The organism is Veillonella agrestimuris, from assembly GCF_943193065.1.
Classification (GTDB): domain Bacteria; phylum Bacillota; class Negativicutes; order Veillonellales; family Veillonellaceae; genus Veillonella; species Veillonella agrestimuris.
In genome coordinates this window covers 68,052-90,003 of the sequence record NZ_CALPCS010000008.1, presented here as the reverse complement: position 1 = coordinate 90,003, position 21,952 = coordinate 68,052, and the positions used below count along the sequence as shown (strand labels likewise).

At 38.6% G+C, this 21,952-nt stretch carries 23 protein-coding genes; 21 read left to right on the top strand and 2 right to left on the bottom strand.

Going from position 1 to position 21,952, the window contains the following annotated elements; all coding sequences use genetic code 11:
* The first annotated feature begins 119 nt into the window (after positions 1-119).
* From NFR29_RS05200 to NFR29_RS05120, 17 genes are all read left to right on the top strand, one after another.
* On the top strand, positions 120-641 hold the full coding sequence (locus NFR29_RS05200) for a hypothetical protein (protein ID WP_251424219.1): 522 nt from the start codon (positions 120-122) through the stop codon (positions 639-641).
* A gap of 25 nt (positions 642-666) precedes the next feature.
* Entirely contained in the window at positions 667-1,179 is a 513-nt protein-coding gene (locus tag NFR29_RS05195; protein ID WP_251424218.1) for a biotin transporter BioY, read from the top strand.
* A 49-nt stretch (positions 1,180-1,228) separates the two neighbouring features.
* Entirely contained in the window at positions 1,229-2,335 is a 1,107-nt protein-coding gene (locus NFR29_RS05190) for a thiolase family protein (protein WP_251424217.1), read from the top strand.
* A 9-nt stretch (positions 2,336-2,344) separates the two neighbouring features.
* Complete coding sequence (locus tag NFR29_RS05185; protein ID WP_251424215.1) at positions 2,345-3,631, top strand: AMP-binding protein; 1,287 nt, start codon at positions 2,345-2,347, stop codon at positions 3,629-3,631.
* Positions 3,632-3,651: 20 nt separating this feature from the next.
* The gene (locus NFR29_RS05180; protein ID WP_251424213.1) at positions 3,652-4,650 is read left to right on the top strand and encodes a nucleoid-associated protein; all 999 of its coding nucleotides are present in this window, start codon (positions 3,652-3,654) and stop codon (positions 4,648-4,650) included.
* A 111-nt stretch (positions 4,651-4,761) separates the two neighbouring features.
* On the top strand, positions 4,762-5,253 hold the full coding sequence (gene ybaK, locus NFR29_RS05175; RefSeq protein ID WP_251424211.1) for a Cys-tRNA(Pro) deacylase: 492 nt from the start codon (positions 4,762-4,764) through the stop codon (positions 5,251-5,253).
* An 8-nt stretch (positions 5,254-5,261) separates the two neighbouring features.
* Positions 5,262-5,900, top strand: a complete 639-nt coding sequence (locus NFR29_RS05170) for a ribonuclease H1 domain-containing protein (protein ID WP_251424209.1) — start codon at positions 5,262-5,264, stop codon at positions 5,898-5,900.
* Positions 5,901-5,942: 42 nt separating this feature from the next.
* Positions 5,943-6,860 carry an NAD-dependent epimerase/dehydratase family protein gene (locus NFR29_RS05165; RefSeq protein ID WP_251424207.1) on the top strand — a complete coding sequence of 306 codons (918 nt, stop codon included), beginning with the start codon at positions 5,943-5,945 and terminating at the stop codon, positions 6,858-6,860.
* Positions 6,861-6,881: 21 nt separating this feature from the next.
* On the top strand, positions 6,882-7,160 hold the full coding sequence (locus NFR29_RS05160) for a DUF1294 domain-containing protein (protein ID WP_251424205.1): 279 nt from the start codon (positions 6,882-6,884) through the stop codon (positions 7,158-7,160).
* An 81-nt stretch (positions 7,161-7,241) separates the two neighbouring features.
* The gene (locus NFR29_RS05155) at positions 7,242-8,669 is read left to right on the top strand and encodes a glucose-6-phosphate isomerase (RefSeq protein ID WP_251424203.1); all 1,428 of its coding nucleotides are present in this window, start codon (positions 7,242-7,244) and stop codon (positions 8,667-8,669) included.
* 40 nt (positions 8,670-8,709) lie between these two features.
* Positions 8,710-9,711, top strand: a complete 1,002-nt coding sequence (gene galE / locus NFR29_RS05150) for a UDP-glucose 4-epimerase GalE (protein WP_251424202.1) — start codon at positions 8,710-8,712, stop codon at positions 9,709-9,711.
* 115 nt (positions 9,712-9,826) lie between these two features.
* A complete protein-coding gene (locus NFR29_RS05145) occupies positions 9,827-10,534 on the top strand; it encodes a hypothetical protein (protein ID WP_251424200.1) in 708 nt (235 codons plus the stop codon).
* Positions 10,501-11,688 carry a type II secretion system protein GspD gene (locus tag NFR29_RS05140; RefSeq protein ID WP_251424198.1) on the top strand — a complete coding sequence of 396 codons (1,188 nt, stop codon included), beginning with the start codon at positions 10,501-10,503 and terminating at the stop codon, positions 11,686-11,688. Before NFR29_RS05145 ends, NFR29_RS05140 begins: the two co-directional genes overlap by 34 nt.
* Positions 11,689-11,720: 32 nt before the next feature.
* Complete coding sequence (locus NFR29_RS05135) at positions 11,721-13,649, top strand: ABC-F family ATP-binding cassette domain-containing protein (protein ID WP_251424196.1); 1,929 nt, start codon at positions 11,721-11,723, stop codon at positions 13,647-13,649.
* Between the two features lie 338 nt (positions 13,650-13,987).
* Positions 13,988-16,138 carry an anaerobic ribonucleoside-triphosphate reductase gene (gene nrdD / locus NFR29_RS05130; RefSeq protein WP_251424194.1) on the top strand — a complete coding sequence of 717 codons (2,151 nt, stop codon included), beginning with the start codon at positions 13,988-13,990 and terminating at the stop codon, positions 16,136-16,138.
* A 154-nt stretch (positions 16,139-16,292) separates the two neighbouring features.
* Positions 16,293-16,790 (top strand): anaerobic ribonucleoside-triphosphate reductase activating protein, encoded by a 498-nt coding sequence (gene nrdG, locus NFR29_RS05125; protein WP_251424192.1) that lies wholly within the window; start codon positions 16,293-16,295, stop codon positions 16,788-16,790.
* 12 nt (positions 16,791-16,802) lie between these two features.
* Positions 16,803-18,035 carry a chloride channel protein gene (locus NFR29_RS05120; RefSeq protein WP_251424240.1) on the top strand — a complete coding sequence of 411 codons (1,233 nt, stop codon included), beginning with the start codon at positions 16,803-16,805 and terminating at the stop codon, positions 18,033-18,035.
* Between the two features lie 214 nt (positions 18,036-18,249).
* On the opposite strand, the gene NFR29_RS05115 is transcribed toward NFR29_RS05120, so the two are convergent.
* Together NFR29_RS05115 and NFR29_RS05110 are read right to left on the bottom strand one after the other, a co-directional pair.
* On the bottom strand, positions 18,250-18,798 hold the full coding sequence (locus tag NFR29_RS05115; protein ID WP_251424190.1) for a gamma carbonic anhydrase family protein: 549 nt from the start codon (positions 18,796-18,798) through the stop codon (positions 18,250-18,252).
* A 129-nt stretch (positions 18,799-18,927) separates the two neighbouring features.
* A complete protein-coding gene (locus tag NFR29_RS05110) occupies positions 18,928-19,881 on the bottom strand; it encodes a nitronate monooxygenase (protein WP_251424187.1) in 954 nt (317 codons plus the stop codon).
* Between the two features lie 347 nt (positions 19,882-20,228).
* On the opposite strand from NFR29_RS05110, the gene NFR29_RS05105 reads away from it, so the two are divergent.
* From NFR29_RS05105 to fapR, 4 genes are all read left to right on the top strand, one after another.
* Positions 20,229-20,363 (top strand): rubredoxin, encoded by a 135-nt coding sequence (locus tag NFR29_RS05105; protein WP_009372088.1) that lies wholly within the window; start codon positions 20,229-20,231, stop codon positions 20,361-20,363.
* Between the two features lie 101 nt (positions 20,364-20,464).
* Positions 20,465-20,980, top strand: a complete 516-nt coding sequence (locus NFR29_RS05100) for a YceD family protein (protein WP_251424185.1) — start codon at positions 20,465-20,467, stop codon at positions 20,978-20,980.
* Between the two features lie 24 nt (positions 20,981-21,004).
* Positions 21,005-21,181: a 50S ribosomal protein L32 gene (rpmF, locus tag NFR29_RS05095; protein ID WP_005376859.1), complete on the top strand. Its 177-nt coding sequence runs from the start codon at positions 21,005-21,007 to the stop codon at positions 21,179-21,181.
* A gap of 207 nt (positions 21,182-21,388) precedes the next feature.
* Positions 21,389-21,952: a transcription factor FapR gene (gene fapR / locus NFR29_RS05090; protein WP_251424183.1), complete on the top strand. Its 564-nt coding sequence runs from the start codon at positions 21,389-21,391 to the stop codon at positions 21,950-21,952.

Below are 21,952 nucleotides of genomic sequence, written 5' to 3'. Positions count from 1 at the left end.
GTGCTGTCTTTATTTTGTTTGTAGAATTGTAAACGTATAAATCTAAAAACGTTGACTAATAATTTAAGGTTGATTATAATCAAATATGTAAATAATTATTGATGAGTAAGGGAGGGCAGATGAGAACTTTATTTGCTCAGTTAACCCAAAATAATGAAGGTTTACCAGCCTATAGTTTAATACAAGAAGTCCATTACTATGCTGATAATAGAGGTGATAGTGATATGGATATAGCACTGTATAGAAAGCGCTATATTAGAGTTTGTGTGACTAATACAACTGGTAAACTCGTCGTGTTACTTCGTCCTTTACGTAGATCTCTAGTGGTACGAGAGGTACCGTTTCAGAATGTAGAAGGAGATCTGCTTTCTTTTCATAAAGAGGCGATTTTAGATTTTATCAATGCGGTAGGGGATAATAATCCGATTCATCAAGAGCCACCATATGTGGTGCCAGGATTATTAATTGTAGAAACATTATGGAAGCAATATGGGGCTAAAGCGAATAAGCGCGGCTTATTAGTAGTATTTCATAGTGCCACTATTGCAGAAGATCAAATTCAATTAGTATATAATACATGGAATCAATCCTTACAAGCCTATGGTGGAGGCGCATTACTTTTTACGGCCCAATTTCAGTAGTTTAATAGAATGATGAGGTATAATTATGGAAGCAAGAAAATTGACAAAAATGGCGTTACTAACGGCTTTATTATGCGTATCGGCGTGGATATCTTTTCCTGTGCCTTTTAGTCCTGCTATGGTAACGGCGCTTACATTAGTAGCCGTATTAACGGCTTTCTTGCTACCGCCTAAAGAGACATTTATTGTGTTCATGGTTTATGTATTCTTAGGTGCTATTGGACTACCTGTGTATGTAGGTGGAACAGCAGGACTTGGAAAATTATTAGGACCTACAGGTGGCTTTATTTTCTCTTGGCCAGTAGCCTATACTTTGTTAAGCTATTGGAAAGGATCTAATCGTTCTTTCTTATCCTACTCATGGCGATCTATCGTGATTACTATCCCTATTGTTTATCTTTTCGGCGTAGCTGGATTTATGATAGTTACCAATACAGCTTTTGATAAAGCCATTTGGATGGTTATGTTGCCATATATTCCTGGGGATATTATTAAATGTTTAATCGGTTCTTGGTTGGCGACGAAATTGAAATTTTAATGAAAGGAGGTATTCGTTAGAATACCTCTTTTCTTATAGGAGTATAACAATGGCTGTTTATATTCATGGTGGATTACGAACACCTATAGGTGTAAAGAATGGTCAATTTAAAACGATGCGACCTGAGTTATTAGGGGCATCAATAATTAATGAATTATTAAAATTACAAAATAATATGCCTATAGATGGGCTCTTTTGCGGCAATGCTGTTGGTACAGGTGGCAATTTAGGTCGGTTATTAGGACTTTATAGTGAATTGCCTCCTTCGGTGCCCGCCGTAACGGTAGATATGCAATGTGCGTCGGCATTGATGGCTGTAGAGATGGCCTATGCTCATATTAAAAGTGGGCTCATGCAGACTGTCATAGCCGGTGGTATTGAAAGTGCATCGCTTCAACCTGTACGACAATATGCAGACGGAGACGATCGTAGTGGAGACTATATGGTGGCACAATTTTCTCCCTATGAACATACACCATTGGCTATGCTTGAAGGAGCAGAACGGACGATGATACAACATGACGTTACAGCTGAGGAACTGACCCCTTATATTTTGAGAAGCCATAAGCAAGCTGTATTGGCTCGTGAGCAGGGATTACTAACTAATTATATAGTACCTATGGAAGTGGATGGTCATGTATGCGTTGATGAATCAATACGTCCTAATATGAGCGCAAAATTATTAGGACGTATGAAGCCTTTACTGGGGCCGCAATCGTTAACAACAGCAGGTAATGCTTGTTTGACCCATGATGGAGCAGCTTTCATTACACTTAGTCAGAAAGAAGGGCCTTTCAGAATCAAGGCTATATTGCCTTGGGCAGGAGATCCATTATATAGTCCAGAAGGGGCTTGGCGTAGTACAGAACATATACTAGAATGTGCTCATCTAGAGGCTAGTGATATAGATGTATTTGAATGGAATGAAGCATTTGCGGTCATTTCTGTTTTGTTTGGTCGTCATTATCCAGGCTATACAGAACGATATAATATCTTAGGTGGTGCCTTAGCCTATGGACATCCTTATGGCTGCTCTGGTGCTATGTTAGTCCTTCATTGTATGGCTGCTTTAGAGGCACGCAATGGAACATACGGTCTTTGTGCTATTGCTGGTGCTGGTGGCACTGGTACGGCAATGATCATAGAGAGACTATAAGAGGTAATTATGACAAGTCTTATCCTTGAACGATTTAGACAACACGCAGTAACTATGCCTAATAAAGAGGCATATATTATTGATAATACGATATATACATATAGTGACCTATGGAATGCAATAGAAAGGGTATCACTAGAAACCAATCCTCATGTGCGGGCCATTAGGAATCAACAAGGAGTGGTCACTTTTATTGATGCGGAGTCAGTATGGGATCAACTCATAGTATGGGTGAAAGCTCTTTCTGTAGGGGCTAGGCCTATTGTAAGTCATAGACAAATGGATGCGACCTATAAAGAAGGAGTTGATTTTCTTTTAGAATCTATAACGATTGATGAAGAAGCTCATTTTGGGGTACTTACATCGGGGACGACAGGCATGCCAAAACCGTTATGGCGGACTGAATCGTCGTGGGTTTATTTTTTTGATGAACAAAATGATGTGTTTTCCATTACTGATGAGACGACTATATTTATGCATGGCAGCTTTAGCTTTACTGGCAATACAAATATGATGCTCGCTGTGCTATGGGCAGGTGGCACAATTGTGACGAGCCATAAGATGCAACCGAAACGTTGGCTCCTTGCGATGGTAGAGCATGGTTGTTCTCACATCTATTTATTACCTACTAAGTTACGATTATTGTTGCGTTTTTACAAACAGTCGTTGCCCTCTATTCGCTATATTATAGCTGGTTCTCAAGCCGTGGATGAATCATTGTTGAAAGAATTAAAACATATGTGTCCTTCTATGACATTTATTCTATATTATGGCGCGTCGGAATTAAATTACATTTCCTACTGTACAGACGAAGAATGGCTAGCTCATCCTAATACGGTGGGGAAACCGTTTAACTCTGTAGACGTGGACATTCTAAATGATTCGATTTATGTGTCTACTGATTATGCCGTATGTGGCCTTACAATGCCTGCTACAGTAGGCGATAAAGGCTATTGGGAGGATAGTTATATTATCTTCGAAGGGCGTAGTGGTGATGTAATCAATCGAGGCGGTTATAAGATTGGTATTGCCGCGGTAGAATTAAAACTACAAGCTTTGTCCACTATCGATGAAGTGTCCATTATTGGCGTCACCGATGATATGCGAGGTGAAGAAATTGTAGCTTTCATCATTCCTAAAGGGAATGTTACAAAACAAGATATAGATATAGAGATTCGAAAATGCATTCCCAATATAGAGCAACCTAAAATGATTTTCTTAGTAGAATCATTACCACTAACAGATTCCTCTAAAATAGATAAAGAAACATTGAAAAAATGGTATAATAAAAAGTAATGATTTTATAGGGAGGCACTATGCAGATCAATAAAGCAGCATTAGAGATTTTTGATTTTACATCATCTTTGGCGGTGTATTCAGAACATGAGCTCAATGTAGGAGATGAACATATACAAGAATATATTGGTGCCCATGTAGTGAAAGCATTCCGAGATCCTAGTGCAAGAACGGGCTTACTGCAAGTGGGAAATCCCATGCGGCAACGCATTGAAGCGTATCAGCTAGGAAATACCTCTTTTGTATCTTTAGCGAAGGACATTGGAGAAAGAGCCTTTGACTATATGAAGCAGGCTACTGATGGTATGGTAATTGACACGATTATTTGTGAAGCTCATATGGAAACTGACTATCTCTGTATATTGCTATGTCAAGCACATCATGCTTTTACTCATCAATTATTTAGCGAAGATGATGGTTCTTTGACGACAGAATTGATTCCTCATAAAGCCGTGTTGCCGATGCCTTCTCAAAAGCTGCGATCTTTCGTAGCCATCAATATGAAAGACTTTTCTGTAAAACTTTTTGAACCGAAGGGAGAATTTGACGGAGAAGTATCTTATATTTTAGCTGATAAAGTATTACAGCTTGTAACAGAGCAGTCTTCGAGAGACACGGTAAAAAAAGTAAAGTCTATTATCGATAAAGTAGCTAAGGCTCATGAGTCGGATGGTGTTGAAGAAATGACGCAAGCTAAGTCCATGATTGCTAAAAATGCGGAAGTGTCAGATACAGTCAATCCATTGCGCATTGTGGAAGAAGTATTTAAAGCGAATCCTATACAACAAGAAGCAGCTAAAAAAGAATTAGTAGAACAAGATATGATGCGGCCTTTGCCAGTAAATCGAGAATTTGCCACTAAAGTGGGAGAGCACCATAAAATAAAAACAGATACAGGCATTGAAATTTCATTTCCTGTAGAGTATATGAAAAATCGAGAGTTTATAGAGATTAAGCAAAACGAAGATGGTATGTTGCGCATCGAATTAAAAAATATCAACAAGATTATTAATAAATAAATTGCTATCTACTGATATGATGGATTTGTAAATAGATAGTAAGTATTTTGTAAACTTTACGCTGTATACTAAGAGCAGATATAAATAGTAGGGATATATAGTGGGTAACAAATGGCAAAAGAAAAGCATAAGAAAACAAATGCCTTGCGCATATTAGATACACATCATGTGGTGTATACGATTAATGAATATGAATGGACAGAAGAACGAGGACAAGGTATTCATGTTGTGGAAGAATTAGATTTAGAACCGCATGAAGTATTTAAGACATTAGTTGGTAAAGGTGATAAGACGGGCTATGTCGTATTTTGTATTCCTGTAGCTGAAGAATTAGATATGAAACAAGCAGCCCGCGTTAGTGGTAATAAATCAGTGGAACTGGTGGCTGTTAAAGAATTATTAAGCATTACAGGCTATATGCGTGGCGGTTGTTCCCCAGTAGGTATGAAGAAATTGTTCCCTACTTATTTTGATGCCACTATGGAATCACAAGAGGCAGTCTATGTAAGTGCTGGTTTACGAGGTATGCAAATGCGTGTCAATCCGCAAGATTTGCAATCTGTAGTACATGCCACATTTGTACCTCTCACGATGGATCATTAGGAGGGACTATGGCTAATAAATTTTATGCCGTAAAAATAGGTCGCAAGCCTGGTATATATCGAACTTGGGCAGATTGTGAAAGCCAAGTTAAGGGTTTTAGTGGAGCTATTTATAAATCCTTTCCTACTAAAGCAGAAGCAGAAGCTTTCATAGATGATAGAGGCCTTTCGTTGGCAGAGTATTTTGAAGAATCACAAGGTCTGAAAGACACTAATTTAAATTCTGAGCGAGACCACCTCATCGCTTATATTGACGGAAGTTTTAATAAAGCGAAGGGCATTGTCGGATCTGGTGGTATTATGTTTTTGAATGGCGAAAAAATGACTTTTTCATTCTCTACTAGGGATAAAAAGTATACCGATTTTTGGAATGTATCCGGCGAATTATTAGGCGCTATGTATGTTATGAACTATGCTGTTGAGCATAATATAAAGAAGTGTTCTTTATATTATGATTATGTAGGCATTGAAATGTGGGCTACCAAGAAATGGAAGCGCAATAATGTCGTCACTAAAGAATATGCGGAATTTTATGAAAGCATAGCCGCTACAGTAGATGTGTCATTTCATAAAGTAGCTGCCCATACAGGTGATACTTATAATGAGGTAGCTGATCGATTGGCGAAAGTCGGTGCTGAGTTAAGTTAAACTGGTTGGCGAAGAAGAGATAACATACACAGAGGAGATTCTATGCGTATATGTGTAACCGGGGGAGCGGGTTTTATTGGCTCTCATTTAGTAGATCGATTAATTGCATTAGGCCATACTGTACTAGTTATTGATAACTTAAGTACAGGAATGCGTGAATTTATCAATAAAGAAGCGCAATTTTTAGAAATGGATATTCGTGATAAAGCAATATTATCTGTATTTGAAGATTTTAAACCACAAGTCGTATTTCATGAAGCGGCCCAAACGATGGTTCCTGTATCGATGGAAGACCCTCGGTATGATTGCGATGTTAATTTGTTAGGCCTTATCAATGTATTGGATGCATCGAGAGCAGTAGGGGTAGAGCAATTTGTAATGCCTTCTACAGCGGCTGTATATGGCGATTTAGAAACTTTGCCTTTAACAGAAACTATGAGTGGTGTGCCAACTTCCTTTTATGGTTTAACGAAATTGACTACCGAAGGCTATTTGCGCATTTATGAGCAAGCTTTTGGTTTAAAAACAGTATGCTTTAGATATGCTAATGTATATGGGCCTCGTCAAGGTGATGGTGGCGAAGGTGGTGTGATTAGCATCTTTAATAAAGCTATTAAAGAGGGAAAAGTACTGAATGTATTTGGCGATGGTGAGCAGACGAGAGATTTTATCTACGTTGATGATATCGTCGCTGCTAACGTAGCGATCATGGATCATAGAGAATTGACGGGGGTTTTTAATATCTCTACTAATACCCAAATCTCTATTAATGAATTGATACGTCACTTTAGAAACATCAGCAATGTGGAGATCACTGTAAATCATGGTCCACATCGGATCGGTGATATTCGTCATTCTAGACTTAGTAATGAAAAGGCAAAGGTATCATTTGGCTTTGAGTCACAGGTCGGTTTAGAAGAAGGACTTAAACGAACCTTTCAATATTTTGAAACCATATAATAACGGGGAATATAAGGAATTATGAGTGAAGTATACTATTTGGGTATTATGGGGTTGTGGAATGTAGTTGTATGTTTTGTATATGGCTATGATAAACTGTGCGCCATGAAAGGCTATAGTCGGATTTCGGAGTTTTCTTTGATAGCCTTAGCGTTTGCTTTTGGTGGCTTTGGTGCACTAGTAGGGATGGCAATTTGGCATCATAAAACAAGAAAATGGAAGTTTAGAATTCTTGTTCCTATAGCATTAGTATGGACTGTGTTTGCCCTTGGTTATGGATATGGATGGCTCTATATTTAGTAATCATGTATCTATAGAGTTAAATATGATATAATTTTATTATTATGATTATGCATATAACGTCAATAAAGGAGATCATTGATGTTACGGTTAGATTCGGGATTCGAACTTGATTATTCGAATATGTATAATGAAAGCTGTATTCAAGCTAAAGATATACAAAATTTTGACAGAGCTATACAAAATGTATGGCAACATACACATATATTGCGATCTACAGGCTTTGAAGAAGGCCATGTATCAAAAGATGGTTTACCAGAACCAATTTTATTTTTTCAATTACCCTATATCGGGGACAACAATATTAATACGCCGGAAATGATGGACCGTCTTAATACGTTGCGCCAATATGGACGAGAACATATCGATACAGTCGTATCCATTGGCATTGGTGGCTCTTATTTGGGCAGTAAAGTTATTTTTGATGTGCAATGTGGTCCTTTTTGGAATGATTACACTGATGAAGAACGTAATGGGTATCCACGTTTTTATTTTGCTGGTTTTAATGTAGATGGACCTTATTTAGATGGCTTAATTCGAACGTTATCATCGCAAGCAAAAGAAAAAGGCGATGACTACAAAGTGCTATTAGTCGTGACTTCAAAATCTGGTTCTACCATTGAACCTATGGCAAACTTTATGATTTTAGAAAAAGCATTACAAGACTTATCTATTAATTATGAAGTTGCTGTTGTAACAGATACGACAGATGAAGGACGTCCTACAATTTTGCGAAATATTGCGAAAGAAAAGAGCTGGATGACCTTCTCCGTGCCTTATGGAGTAGGTGGTCGTTTCTCTGTATTTACAGAAGTAGGATTTGTTACAGCTGCGCTCGTTGGCTTTGATATTGAAGGCTTCTTAGCGGGGGCTGCGTCTATGGATAAAGCGTGCCAAGAAGAAGATGTGTATCAAAATCCGGGGTTGTTAAATGCATTATTAAAATATATAGCCTCTGAACGATATGGCCGTATTATTGAAGTTTTTATGCCTTATGGTGATTCCTTGCGATCCTTATCGGACTGGTATGTTCAGTTATTGTCAGAATCTTTAGGCAAAATGAGTAATACTTGCTTGCCTTATGGTAGAACGCCAGTAGCCGCAGTAGGAACGATGGATATGCATGCACAAGTGCAAGAGCATCAAGAAGGACGCCTTAATAAAGTCGTACAATTTATTAAAGTGAAAGAGTGGAATTCTTCTTTAGTTGTGCCGAACTCTTACAGTGAGTACAAACCGTTGGCAGCCATTGGAGATATTCACATTTGCGATATTTTAAATGTAGCTCTTGATGCAAACAGAGAAGCATTATCTAGCGATAATCGCTTTAATATGACTATAACAGTGCCAAAGCTCAATGCTTTCCATTTAGGAGAAATCATGTTTATGCATTGTTGGGCTATCTACTTTGAATCTATCTTGGCTGGCGTGGATGCTTTTGACCAACCAGGTGTAGAAGTGTATAAACGTCTTATTGGTCCAAAATTGGCTGCTGCAAAACAAGATTAGCTGTAGTTTCCTTCATAGGTAGAGTTAAAAGAGGTTAAAGATGAATATTTTAGTGTCTGGTGGTGCCGGATATATTGGTAGCCATACAGTTCGTGCTTTATTGAAAGCTGGCTTTACGCCTATTATTTTAGATAATTTTTCTCGCGGTCATAGAGAGTCTATTCCTGATGGTATTACAACTATCGAAATGGATATTGCTAGTCCTGAAGTTGTAAACATATTACAACGATATAATATTAAAGGGGTTATGCACTTTGCTGCTCATTCACAAGTGGGCGAGTCTATGATGAATCCGAGCATCTATTATGAAAATAATGTAGTTGGCTCCTATAAATTGATTGAATCCGCCCGCAAAGCAGGGGTCAATCATTTCGTATTCTCCAGTACAGCTGCTGTTTATGGAGAGCCAAAAGAAGTGCCTATCAAAGAAACATCCCCTCTTACGCCAACTAATGTATATGGTCGTACAAAATTGATAATTGAAGAGATGTTGTCAGATTATAGTTCTATTTATGGTTCTACTTATGTAGCGCTTCGTTACTTTAATGCGGCTGGTGCTGATGAAAGTGGTCTTATCGGTGAAGATCATACACCGGAAACACATTTAATTCCATTAGTCTTAGAAGCCGCGATGGGTAAGCGTCCTCATATTACCGTGTTCGGTACTGATTACAATACACCAGATGGTACATGTATTCGAGATTATATTCATGTATCTGATTTGGCAGAAGCCCATGTATTAGCTATGAATTACTTGATCAAGGGCGGCGAATCACGAGTGTTTAACTTAGGTAGCGGTAATGGTTTTTCTGTAAAAGAAATTATAGAAACTGCTAAAACTGTTACAGGCATCGATATTCCTGTTGTATATGGTGAACGTCGGGCCGGAGATCCCAGTACATTGATTGCTTCTTCGGAAGCCATTAAAGATGTATTAGGATGGAATCCAACACACAGCGAGTTGAGCCAAATTATTGGCGATGCTTGGAAATGGCATGAAGAACATCCAAACGGGTTTGGCAATAAAAAAGATATACATTAATAATGAATATGACACTAATAGTCACTGGGTGACTATTAGTGTCTTTTTTTTATGTTCTCACCTATTGCATACTAAAGATAGATGTGCATCAGTCTAGATGAGGAGAGGACGATATATGGAGGATTATAAAAGACAAATTATAGAATGGTATGAAACACTTATAGTATATGGTAAGCGCTATAAGAAAGGCCTTTCTATATTAACTATCATTATGATTAGTGCTTTGGTATGGGGGGCATTCAGTAAAGACAACGAAGAACAGCGGCATTTGCCTAGTGATGCCAGACATAACTTTGTTGACAGTGAAGATGCTAAGGAGACAGATCAGAAAGAAGGGAAAATCATATATGATGTTAGTTATTCTATGAGGAGTATGCCTTGGCGAGAAGTATTGATTGTTGATATAGGGGCGTCGAAGTCGGAGAACACTGCTAATGACGAGTTAACAGATGAAGAAAAGATTCACGCCAGTAGTAAAGACGGAAAGGAGGAATCATCTAATAAGCAAAAAGGTTCAAATAAAAACTTTAGCAATAAGGTCAAAAATGATGAATCTAGTATTAATAAAGAAAATAATCAAATAGAAAAGGTCCCAGTAGAAGAGAGAAAGAGTCCTTCTATAGAGGTAAAGGCTTCAGTGGATGGCATTGTTGTAGGTGACGTACCATACGCCGTGATTTCTATTGGTTCTGAATCGAGGGCAATGACTGTAGGCGAAATGTGGAAGACTTTCAGTATTATAGCTATTAATAAAAGATGTGTTACTGTGAATAGAGGAGGGCAAGAATTATGTTTAGACGTAGGCGAATTGCTATCTATATAATGCTATGTATCTCTTTGTGGATGCCCTTGGTTGCAGTTGGGGAAGAACCTAAAGAATTGACTAAAGCGCCCATTGAAATGACCGTTAAGAATGTGGCTTTACAAGATTTGGTGCGCACTATAGGGAAAAGTTATAATTTAAATATTATGGGGCTTGAGACCCTTCGAGGATCTGTGACGGGAACAATACAGGGAACGACGCCGGAAGTGGTGCTCCAAGAGTTGAGTCGAATGTATCATTTCGATATAGTGGAACGCAATAATATATTGATTATTTCTAATGATGGTAAAGAAACGGACGGTCGCCATGTATCGATTATAGAGCCTGCTATGATTTCTGCACAGACCGTGGTGGATGCGTTGAAAACATCTATACCGAATGATAAAATCTCGATTCACAAGGATACGAATCAAATTATTTTGAACTCCACCAATCATGAACTCGTAGGGGCGCAACGAATTTTAGAGGCTTTAGATCGGAAAGCCCCACAAGTGCGATTAGAAGCAACGGTGATGGCCATCGAACAATCGTATATAAAAGAAAGTGGATTAAAATGGTCTTGGTTGAGCCTCACTGGTCATGGTCCTGATTCGACTCATTCCTATGGCGCTATTACTTTTGGAAAGACGCCTGAAGGAGAGGCCTATCGATTTTTTGTGAAACCCGAATTGTCTGCTATGGAACGGTCTGGGCGGGCCGCTGTCATTGCGACACCTTCTATTATGGCTTTGAATGGGGAAAAGGCGCATATTTTAATTGGTGAACGAATCCCTATTGTGGAAGAAGTGCTCAATGATGGGGAACGAAAAAGCTCTGTCCGTTACGAAGATGTAGGTATACGATTAGACTATACGCCGGTCATTACTAAAGAGGGGACTATCGATGCGACTATACGAGCAGAAGTCAGTTCCCCCATATTGGTATCTGAATTAAAGGCTTATAAAATTACGACCCGCCAAGCTAGTACGAGGGTTCGCATGGAACCAGGAGAGACACTGGTCATTGGGGGGCTCATGGATAATCGCAATCAAAAGCAAGTAGAAAAGATTCCTCTATTAGGAGATATACCGTTATTGGGCAAATTATTTAGACATAGCCGTAAAACAAAGGATACTGTAGAAATGGTCATTTTAGTGAAAACCACTGTGGTATAATAGAATTTACAATGATACACAGGAGGTAACGAATGGAACGCATTCGAATGATAGGCCTTGGAAAATCATTTGGGGTGCGCCAAGTGTTTTCCAATGTGTCCTTTGAAATTAAAGAAGGTGATCGCATTGCCTTAGTTGGTCCTAATGGAGCTGGAAAATCGACACTACTCAAATGCATTCTTGGCTACGAAGAATTAGATGAAGGTCAAGTGATTATGTCTCCTGTTGCGAGTATTGGTTATTTGCAACAAGATGTAAACTTAGGAGATGATAGTTTAGCTGTTGAAATTGAAAAAGCTTGGGCCGATGTACATGCCTTAGAAGATAAGTTACAAGAATTAACAAGCTATTTGGAGACTCATGAAGCGACTGATATCGATTTACAGCGACTTGATTATTTACAAAATCGATTAGAGTGGCTTGGTGGGTATGATTATGAACAAAAGACGAAGCGTATCGTCTATGGGTTGGGCTTTACTGATGAAGACTTGCATAAAAAGGCTAGTGAATTTTCTGGTGGACAGAAAACGCGTATTAATTTAGCAAAAGCGTTAGTGCGCAGTCCAGACTTTCTATTCCTCGACGAACCAACGAACCATTTAGATATGGATATGCTTGAATGGTTAGAAGGGTATTTATCAGCCTATCGAGGAGGCATTCTCATCGTAAGCCATGATCGGTACTTTTTAGATCGTATCGTCACTGGCGTGGTAGAGTTAGACCATCATAAGGCTACTACATATCGCGGTAATTACAGCCGTTATGTAGTACAACGAGATGAGCGTTACAAGGCTGACTTAGCAGCTTATGAAAAGCAACAAGAACATATTCGGAAAACCGAAGAATATATTGATAAATACAGAGCTGGTATCAAGTCGAAAATGGCGCGAGGTAGACAGTCCCAATTAAATCGATTAGAACGATTAGAAGCACCAGAATCGAGAGACACATTGCGTTTTACCTTCCCTGATGCGGCTATGAGTGCCGATAAAGTGCTCGTTCTAGACCATGTCAGTATTGGCTATGCGAAGGACAACCCAATAATCGATACTGTATCGACCGTGGTACGCCGCGGTGAATCGGTAGCTCTTATTGGGCCTAATGGAGCCGGTAAATCGACGCTTGTGAAAGCTATTGTAGGGGAATTGTTCCCTATTGATGGTTATATCGATATCGGGAATCGCGTGCAAGTGGGGTATTTCTCGCAAGAACATGAAGAGCTACATAACCATTGGCAAGTGATCGATGAAATTAAAAACGATTTTAACTTTTCCGATGAAAAAGCTCGGAACGTATTGGGTGCATTCCTCTTCAGAGGTGATGATGTATTTAAGTTAGTAGGTGATTTATCGGGTGGCGAGCGAGCGCGGCTAGCGTTGTTAAAATTATTTTTACAAGGTAATAACTTCCTTATCCTCGACGAACCTACGAACCATTTAGATATACCGACGCGAGAAATTGTAGAACAAGCATTACGAACTTTTAATGGTACGAGTTTTATCATTTCTCATGACCGTTATTTCTTAGATCAAGTATCGACACGGACATTGGTATTAGAACATAAAGGGCTGACAGAATATTTAGGAAATTATTCGTATTATAAAGAAAAGCTAAAAGAAAAAGAAGATTTAGCGGCCCTTGCTAATAATGGCACAGAAATGGCTGTAAAAGAAATGACTGTATCGAGTCATAACCATTCGGACAGTGCAGATATGAAAGAGGACGGGAAAAAGAAAACTAATCTATATATGGTAGAAAAACAACTGAGTGAGGTGGAAATAGAAATTGCCCGCTTAGAAGCGACTATGAAAATGTATGAAATGCAATTGGCCAATCCAGCAGTGCAAAGTGATGTAGAAGAAATGACAGCTTTGTCGACTCAAATGGAAGCAACTAATGCGTCGTTGCAAGCATTATATGAACAGTGGGAAGACTTATCTGAAGCTGTAAGCGAAGCATAGTTCGTTTTCCAGCTTGATGTAATAGAATCTGTCTAGCCATGATAGGTAACGATGAAAATCATCTAAATGGATTATAGTTCATAGTGATATAACTACATAATATAGATTAAAGCCGATAGAGATACTAGTGAAATCTAGTCTCTATCGGCTTTTTTATAAAATATAAAAATTCACATTATCTAGTATTTTATGTTGAAATAAAATACAAGATATAGTATACTAAGTAAGCGGTATAACGACTAGATATTACTAGTGTTAGTATTATATACATGTATGGGGGTCCATACCTTTATTTATGTTAATGGACGTATTGTGGTTAATATAATGGGGGCATCACAATGTTACAGGTCATCAAACGAGACGGTACAAAAGTACCTTTTGATAAACAAAAAATTGCTATAGCTATTGAGAAAGCAGAACATAGTTCGACTGGCCTTTTTGAAGAAGGGTTGGCACAGCGCATTGCCAATGAAATTGAAGAATACGCGTTGAAACTTCAAAAGGATATGACTATTTATGCCATTGAAGACCAAGTGTATTATAAATTAATTGAATACCATAACCCTGCAACAGCTCGCGCCTATGAAGGTTATAAAGCAGTTCAAGCTTTCAAACGTCGTCAAAATACGACTGACGAAGATGTTATTGGTTTATTAGACCGCAGTAACATTAGTGTATTAGATGAAAACTCTAATAAAGATGCCGCTATTGTGTCAACACAACGTGATTTGATTGCTGGTGAAGTATCTAAAGATATTGCGCGCCGTAAATTGATCCCTACAGATATTTTAGAGGCTCATGATAGCGGAGCCATCCATTTCCATGATATGGACTATATCATTCAACCAATGTTCAACTGCTGCTTAATCAACTTAGAAGATATGTTGACTAATGGCACCGTGATTAATGGCAAAAAAATTGATACGCCAAAATCCTTCCAAGTAGCATGTACGGTAACGACGCAAATCATTGCGCAAGTAGCGTCTGGTCAATACGGCGGTCAGAGTATTAACGGTATCGATCGTATTTTGGCGCCTTTCGTTCGCAAATCATACGAAAAGATTTTGAACAATGTTATTGAAGAACAAATCGAAATCTACGGTATGGAACCAAATATGGAGAAGGCTCGCGAAATCGCTTGGAAACGAACTCGAAAAGAAGTAAAAGACGGGATCCAAACGATTCAATACCAAATTAATACATTGATGACTACTAATGGTCAATCTCCGTTTGTTACGTTGTTTATGTACTTTAGTCCTGATTATGAGTACGCTAAAGAAGCGGCGTTGATTACAGAAGAAATTTTACGTCAACGTATTAAAGGTGTAAAAAATGAAGCCGACGTATATATTACACCAGCTTTCCCCAAATTGATTTATGTTCTTGATGAACATAATGTTATGCCGGATAGCGAATATTACTACTTAACAGAATTGGCTGCTCAATGTACGGCGAAACGGATGTATCCAGACTATATTTCTGCAAAGAAAATGAAAGAAAATTATGAAGGCAATGTATTTAGTCCTATGGGGTGCCGTTCTTTCTTGTCGCCTTGGAAAAATAGTGATGGTAATTATCAATTTGATGGCCGTTTTAATATGGGCGTTGTAAGCCTTAACTTGCCACAAATCGGTATTTTAGCGCGTGGCGATGAAGATAAATTCTTTGAAATTCTCGATAAACGGTTAGAGTTGGCAGAAAAAGCATTGTTATTGCGTTACAATTTGTTGAAAGACGTTATTAGTGATGTATCTCCTATTCATTGGCAACATGGTGCTATTGCGCGTTTGAAAAAAGGCGAAAAAATCGGGTCTTTCTTAACTGGCGGATACGCTACGATTTCTTTAGGTTATATTGGTGTGTACGAAGCAACTCGTCTTATTACTGGTGAGTCTAATACTGGTGATGCAGGCCGCATATTTGCTATGAAAATTATGGATCGCTTAAATCAAGCTATCACTGAGTGGCGCGAAAAACACGATATTGGCTTCGGTTTATATGGTACGCCAGCTGAAAGCTTAACCAATCGTTTTTCTTCTTTAGATCGAGCTCGTTTTGGTTTGATTGAAGACATTACTGATAAAGGCTATTATACAAATAGTTACCACGTAAATGTACGAGAAGAAATTAACGTATTCGATAAATTTGCCTTCGAATCTGAATTCCAAAAGAAATCTACAGGCGGTTGTATTTCCTATGCAGAAATTCCTAATATGACAAATAATATTCCGGCTATTTTGACTATGATTCAGTATATTTACGATCATATTTCCTATGCGGAATTCAATACTAAATCCGATTACTGTCATGAATGTGGTTTTGACGGCGAAATCAAAGTCAATGACCACAATGAATGGGAATGTCCTCGCTGCCACAATACAAATCGCGATAAATTAACTGTGATTCGTCGTACTTGTGGCTACTTAGGGGAAAACTTCTGGAATGAAGGCCGAACTAAGGAAATTAAAGATCGGGTTATGCATATTTAGTGAGACGTCTTAGGTATATTCTAGCGATGATTTTTTACAGTCGCCAGTCTTGTGAATAGATAATGTAAAATGACATAGAGAGTAAAAGCTGTGCTAGAAGCACAGCTTTTACTATGTATAGAAAAGATAGAAAAAATTAGATTTGAGGTTGTATATGAGATACGGTCAGATTAGACAATACGATATAGCTAATGGTGAGGGCATTCGCACATCTATATTTGTTACAGGATGTACTCATGGATGTTATAATTGCTTTAATGAAGAATACCAAGATTTCAACGCTGGGAAAGAATGGACAGAGGCAGAAACAGAACTCGTTGTGTCTTACGTGTCAAACATTAACTGTGCGGGACTTACCTTATTGGGGGGGGAACCATTTCAAAATGTAGATGGTTTATTGCCTGTAGTCGAAGCTGTACGACAAGCGGCACCAGAGAAGAAGATATGGGCTTATTCTGGTTACTTATGGGAGGATATCATCACCGACAGTCAGAGACGATCCTTATTAGAAAGGGTTGATATTTTAGTGGATGGCCGTTTTGTGGATGCATTAAAAGACCCTAGCTTACGTTTTCGCGGCTCTTCTAATCAACGTATTATTGATGTGAAAGCATCGTTAACATCAAATACTGTCGTATTAGCAATGGAGTAATTTATGAATTCTATGTTTGATAAACGCCTATTAGGACTCATCATTGTAGTTGGTGTTGTAGCTGGATTAATAGGCGCCTTTTATACTCATTTATTGCATTATATTCAACATTTTATGTATCATTACAGCGATAGTGATCATCTTAGCTTTGGGCAAGCCGTTGCCCGCGTATCTCCAGAATATAGAGTGATGGCATTAGCTTTGTGTGGCCTAGTAGGCGGTATTGGGTGGGTCTTAATTCATCGTTATGGGGAACCATTAGTTGATATTAAGAAAGCCATCCAAGATACAACGAAAGAAATGCCACCACTTACGACATTTTTGCATGCTACTTTGCAAATTATCACAGTTGGTATGGGCTCTCCATTAGGTCGAGAAGTAGCGCCACGAGAAGCCAGTGCCGGCATTATGACAGGATTACTTCGCCACGTCGATATGAAATCCGAAGATAAAGCCCTTATCATCGCTTGTGCAGCAGGGGCTGGTTTAGCTGCGGTCTATAATTCACCCTTATCGGCAACTATTTTTATATTGGAGACCCTCATTGTTACTTGGAATGTTCGATCCATGGGGGCTGCACTGTTATCCTGTGGTTTAGCTACTCTCGTTGTACGACAAGCTGGAGTAGGGGATACAATCCAGTATACGATGGCTCAACCGCCTTTATATGGTAGCTATCAAGAATTTGCCATCGTGTTAGGCGCTGTTATCGCTATTGGTGTAGTATTATTCGATAAGACTCAATCCATGTTGCCAAAATTTGATAGAAAAAGTCCTAAGATGATGGTCATATCTATTATTGCTTTTACTATCATTGGGGCTATGGCTATGTATTTTCCAGAAATACTGGGAAATGGTAAAGCAGGGAATCAAGTAACCTTTACAGATTCCGTCACTTGGGACTATGCATTGGGATTGATGGGGGCTAAATGGATTGCTGTCTTGCTCGCACTCGTAGCGGGTGCTTATGGGGGACGCATTACGCCGTCTATGATGTTAGGTAGTACATTATCCCTTGCTTTTGCCGCTCTCTGGAGTATCATGGTGAGCCCTGTATCATTAGGTTTTGCCGCTTTTTTAGGAGCAGTTATATTCTTAGGATTAGCACAGAAAATGCCTATTACATCATGCGTATTTATGTTAGAATTATCTCGCTTTTCTGTAGAAATGTTATTCCCTATTACGTTGGCTATGGGATCAGCTCTCATTGTACAACAAATTGTGAAAGCTAGATTTTCTCTATAGCCGTATAAGATAGTATATATATTAATGGAAACTAACGAAGTAATAAAAGGAGCTGTAGTAGCATGCGATACATTTGCATGCTACTACAGCTCCTTTGTTATATCTTGTTATTCTTTTATCTAACTATGAGTTGTTATTGTTTCTGTTCTCTTATTATAGCTATAGAGAGTACTGTTGGTTCTTATAAGTATTAATAGAATAGGGAGAATAGAGACTATACGATTTTGCTATTTTTGTCGTATTGTTCGCCACCAGCATCTGGTAACATGCCATATTCAATAGTCCACAAATGTTTATATTTTAATGCTTGATTATGGATTCGTTCGATTTGCGTTTCGTCAGTGCGCACAATGCGTGCTGGCATACCTACAACTAATGAGTTAGGAGGGATGACCGTATTTTCTTTCAACAAAGCACCGGCTGCGATGATGGAACCAGAACCGATATGGCAACCGCTGAGTACGATAGCACCCATGCCAACGAGGACATTATCTTCGATAGTGGAAGCGTGAACGATAGCACCGTGACCAATTGTTACAAAGTCGCCAATGATACAAGCTTTATCATCATCTACGTGAAGGACGGAGTTGTCTTGCACATTGGAATAGCGACCTACGACGATTTTATTCACGTCGCCGCGAAGCGCACAATTTTGCCAAATAGAAGCGTATTCTTTTAATTCTACGTCACCAGCTAACTCTGCGCCAGGCATAACGCAAGATTTAGGATCAAGTTTAGGATATTTTCCGTGGAATGGTAACATAATAGCACCTTACATCTTTCTTCTTAAAGGGAGAAATTTCTATGAAAAAGGGGAATTTCTATAAAATGGGCGAATGCTCTATATTGTCCATACTATCGTGAAGTGGACAATATGAGTATGCACATAGTTTTAAATTAAATCGATGAGACGTTTTGCTTTGCGGATTTCCATAATCGCTTCATGCGTTACTTCTTGGATGATGAAACGAGCTGGTTCGATTTTAGTGAGACGATTTAACCCTTGTCCCACTTGTACAGCGCCGTTTACTACGTCACCATCAACAGCAGCTAATTTATTAGTGCCTTTCGCCATTTGGCTTCGCTCTTCTGGCGTCGTTTTGCCATCTGTTTCAGCAGCAATGTAACGATCTGTGAATTCGTTACGAAGACTGCGAACACCGCCGTGACCGGAAAGGAGACCTGTTACTACAGAATCAGTGTCAGTAGCTTTAATAATGGCATTTTTCATATTTGGATGAGCTTTACACTCTTCCGCTAAGATGAAACGAGAGCCCATTTGTGCTCCTTGTGCACCCATAATCAATGCAGCAGCAAGGCCACGACCATCGACGATACCACCAGCAACGATAACGGGGATGTTAATTTCGGGCAAAATATTTTCCATCAAAGCCATTGTTGTTTGAGAACCGATATGGCCACCAGCTTCCATACCTTCAATAATAATTGCGTCAGCGCCAGCTTCTTCAATGCGTTTGGCTAATTTTAAAGATGGTACAACAGGAATGACCTTAATACCAGCTTCTTGAAGTGGTTTAATGTAAGGCACTGGGTTGCCTGCACCTAATGTAACAAAGGCTGGTTTTTCTTCGATGATAACTGTTAATAATTCATCTTTATTGTCTGCCATGAGCATAAGGTTTACACCAAACGGTTTATCCGTCAATTCTTTACAGGCGCGAATTTCGTTGCGTGCCCATTCAACATCGCGACCGCCTAATGCAATAACGCCAGTAGCACCAGCATTAGCAACAGCTGCTACGAGATTAGATTCAGATACCCAAGCCATAGCACCTTGGATAATAGGATATTCAATATTTAGTAATTCTGTTAAAGCAGTTCTCATGTGTCCTCCTATACAATTATCATAATATATAAATAGAGTTTTATCTAATAAGTTCTAAGAGTCAATGGTTGACTCAAATACTCTGCTCATAGCTCAAAGAGACTTATAAGTCATCTACTTAGCATTATTAGTATATCATAAAAATCTAAATGATAATATATTTCAATATAATAAACTGGGAAAAATACGCATAATCACTATCTATTTTAGGTATGAAAAAAATATGCAAAAATAGAAAATGAGTATTGAAAAGTTTCGATGTCTTTGATATACTACATTACAGATAGAGTATCTAATACGATATGAATATAACTTTATTAAAATCTCAAGTGAAGGAGGATATACAAATGGAAAAATACGTATGCGTAGTATGCGGTTGGGTTTATGACGAAGCTGTAGAAGGCGTTAAATTCGAAGATCAACCAGCTGATTATGTTTGCCCACTTTGCGGTGTAGGCAAAGATCAATTCGAAAAAATGTAATTGATATATTAAAAAGGCTATCTTAAGGGCTCTTGAGGTAGTCTTTTTTATTTGACAAAGGCACTAGCGATGTTTATAATATTATAAGTCGAGGTAAGATTATGAAACTGCAAGTAGAGCAAGCAAAAGAACATATAGGAATTAAGTTTCCTTATAGCTATACGATATCAAGTGATGCACTTGGTAGTGACGTAGTTGCTTTTCCTTGGAGCCGTCATGATATAACCATTAATGGTGAGTTTTGGTTTGATGGTCAAAACTATATTGTCACAGGACGTGTAACGTCAAAAGGCGATTATGATTGTTCCCGTTGTTTACAACCAACAGAACATAATCATGAAGTTCTTTTTGAAGAGATCTACAGTGATTCTCGTACAGTCGGTGATGATGTAACTCCTTTCGATGGAGAGGAAATTGATCTAACAGAACTAATTAGGGATACATTAATCATCAATGAACCCTCTCAAGTGTTATGTCAGGATGATTGCAAAGGATTGTGCGTTCATTGCGGAGCAAATTTAAATGTTTCACCTTGTTCTTGTGAATCCTTTGTAGTGGATCCTCGATTTGCAGAGTTACGTGCTTTGCTTGATGAGAAAGATGATAGATTGTCCTAATGATTGTTTAAGGAGGTGCAGATAATGGCAGTACCTAAGCGTAGATTATCTAAATGCCGTCGCGACCGTCGTCGTGCTAACTGGAAATTGGAAGCTCCTGGTTATGTAGCATGCCCACAATGCCACGAACCTATGATGCCTCATCGTGTTTGCCCTACATGTGGTCACTATAAAGGTGAACAAGTAGTAGCTAAGGCTTAATTGAGCGTAAAACACCTACACTGAATGTGTAGGTGTTTTTTTCATGTGTACTTTAATGTTTATTTATTTCACTAATTGCAAATATAGTATTTTTTGTTAAACCTTTATAAAAAATAACACAATATATACGAAAAGTCTTGCTATTATCTTCATTATTTTATATACTTAGGATGTAATATTAATACTAGGTCATAAAAGGATGATTGTATGGCTCGTTTGAAGAAGCAAGAAAGACAGAAACAGTTAACAGAAAAACTGAATACTACGCCTTTTCTTACGGATGAAGAATTGGCTGCTCACTTCGGCGTTAGCGTACCTACTATCCGATTAGATCGTTTGGAATTAGGTATCCCTGAATTGCGAGAGCGCATTCGTGCTATGGCTACTGGCCACGCGCATGAGGAGCAGGGGGAGACTATCCTTCATGAAATCGTAGGGGAGTTAATTGATGTAACAGAAGGTAAACAAGCGTTATCGATGTTACATACTACACCTGATATGGAAGATCGCTTTGGTTTTGTAGAACCTCAGTATTTATATGCACAGGCTAATTCGTTAGCAAAATTAGTGATGGGTACTACCGTATGTTCTACAGAGGTAGGTAATATAAAATATAAAACACCTGTAAGTGCTGGCACTAATTTAGTAGCAAAGGCAGAGATTGTTCGCCGTCGGGGTGACAAGGTTTTTATATGGGTGATTATTCGCGATAAAATACAAGAAGTATTTAGAGCTAAATTTATTATGGAATCCGTAGAAGGTAGGTTGTAA

Excerpts from the sequence above, each read along its gene's own strand:
- NFR29_RS05200 (WP_251424219.1), top strand. The coding sequence starts at position 120 with ATGAGAACTTTATTTGCTCAGTTAACCCAAAATAATGAAGGTTTACCA.
- NFR29_RS05195 (WP_251424218.1), top strand. The coding sequence starts at position 667 with ATGGAAGCAAGAAAATTGACAAAAATGGCGTTACTAACGGCTTTATTA.
- NFR29_RS05190 (WP_251424217.1), top strand. The coding sequence starts at position 1,229 with ATGGCTGTTTATATTCATGGTGGATTACGAACACCTATAGGTGTAAAG.
- NFR29_RS05185 (WP_251424215.1), top strand. The coding sequence starts at position 2,345 with ATGACAAGTCTTATCCTTGAACGATTTAGACAACACGCAGTAACTATG.
- NFR29_RS05180 (WP_251424213.1), top strand. The coding sequence starts at position 3,652 with ATGCAGATCAATAAAGCAGCATTAGAGATTTTTGATTTTACATCATCT.
- ybaK (WP_251424211.1), top strand. The coding sequence starts at position 4,762 with ATGGCAAAAGAAAAGCATAAGAAAACAAATGCCTTGCGCATATTAGAT.
- NFR29_RS05170 (WP_251424209.1), top strand. The coding sequence starts at position 5,262 with ATGGCTAATAAATTTTATGCCGTAAAAATAGGTCGCAAGCCTGGTATA.
- NFR29_RS05165 (WP_251424207.1), top strand. The coding sequence starts at position 5,943 with ATGCGTATATGTGTAACCGGGGGAGCGGGTTTTATTGGCTCTCATTTA.
- NFR29_RS05160 (WP_251424205.1), top strand. The coding sequence starts at position 6,882 with ATGAGTGAAGTATACTATTTGGGTATTATGGGGTTGTGGAATGTAGTT.
- NFR29_RS05155 (WP_251424203.1), top strand. The coding sequence starts at position 7,242 with ATGTTACGGTTAGATTCGGGATTCGAACTTGATTATTCGAATATGTAT.
- galE (WP_251424202.1), top strand. The coding sequence starts at position 8,710 with ATGAATATTTTAGTGTCTGGTGGTGCCGGATATATTGGTAGCCATACA.
- NFR29_RS05145 (WP_251424200.1), top strand. The coding sequence starts at position 9,827 with ATGGAGGATTATAAAAGACAAATTATAGAATGGTATGAAACACTTATA.
- NFR29_RS05140 (WP_251424198.1), top strand. The coding sequence starts at position 10,501 with ATGTTTAGACGTAGGCGAATTGCTATCTATATAATGCTATGTATCTCT.
- NFR29_RS05135 (WP_251424196.1), top strand. The coding sequence starts at position 11,721 with ATGGAACGCATTCGAATGATAGGCCTTGGAAAATCATTTGGGGTGCGC.
- nrdD (WP_251424194.1), top strand. The coding sequence starts at position 13,988 with ATGTTACAGGTCATCAAACGAGACGGTACAAAAGTACCTTTTGATAAA.
- nrdG (WP_251424192.1), top strand. The coding sequence starts at position 16,293 with ATGAGATACGGTCAGATTAGACAATACGATATAGCTAATGGTGAGGGC.
- NFR29_RS05120 (WP_251424240.1), top strand. The coding sequence starts at position 16,803 with ATGTTTGATAAACGCCTATTAGGACTCATCATTGTAGTTGGTGTTGTA.
- NFR29_RS05115 (WP_251424190.1), bottom strand. The coding sequence starts at position 18,798 with ATGTTACCATTCCACGGAAAATATCCTAAACTTGATCCTAAATCTTGC.
- NFR29_RS05110 (WP_251424187.1), bottom strand. The coding sequence starts at position 19,881 with ATGAGAACTGCTTTAACAGAATTACTAAATATTGAATATCCTATTATC.
- NFR29_RS05105 (WP_009372088.1), top strand. The coding sequence starts at position 20,229 with ATGGAAAAATACGTATGCGTAGTATGCGGTTGGGTTTATGACGAAGCT.
- NFR29_RS05100 (WP_251424185.1), top strand. The coding sequence starts at position 20,465 with ATGAAACTGCAAGTAGAGCAAGCAAAAGAACATATAGGAATTAAGTTT.
- rpmF (WP_005376859.1), top strand. The coding sequence starts at position 21,005 with ATGGCAGTACCTAAGCGTAGATTATCTAAATGCCGTCGCGACCGTCGT.
- fapR (WP_251424183.1), top strand. The coding sequence starts at position 21,389 with ATGGCTCGTTTGAAGAAGCAAGAAAGACAGAAACAGTTAACAGAAAAA.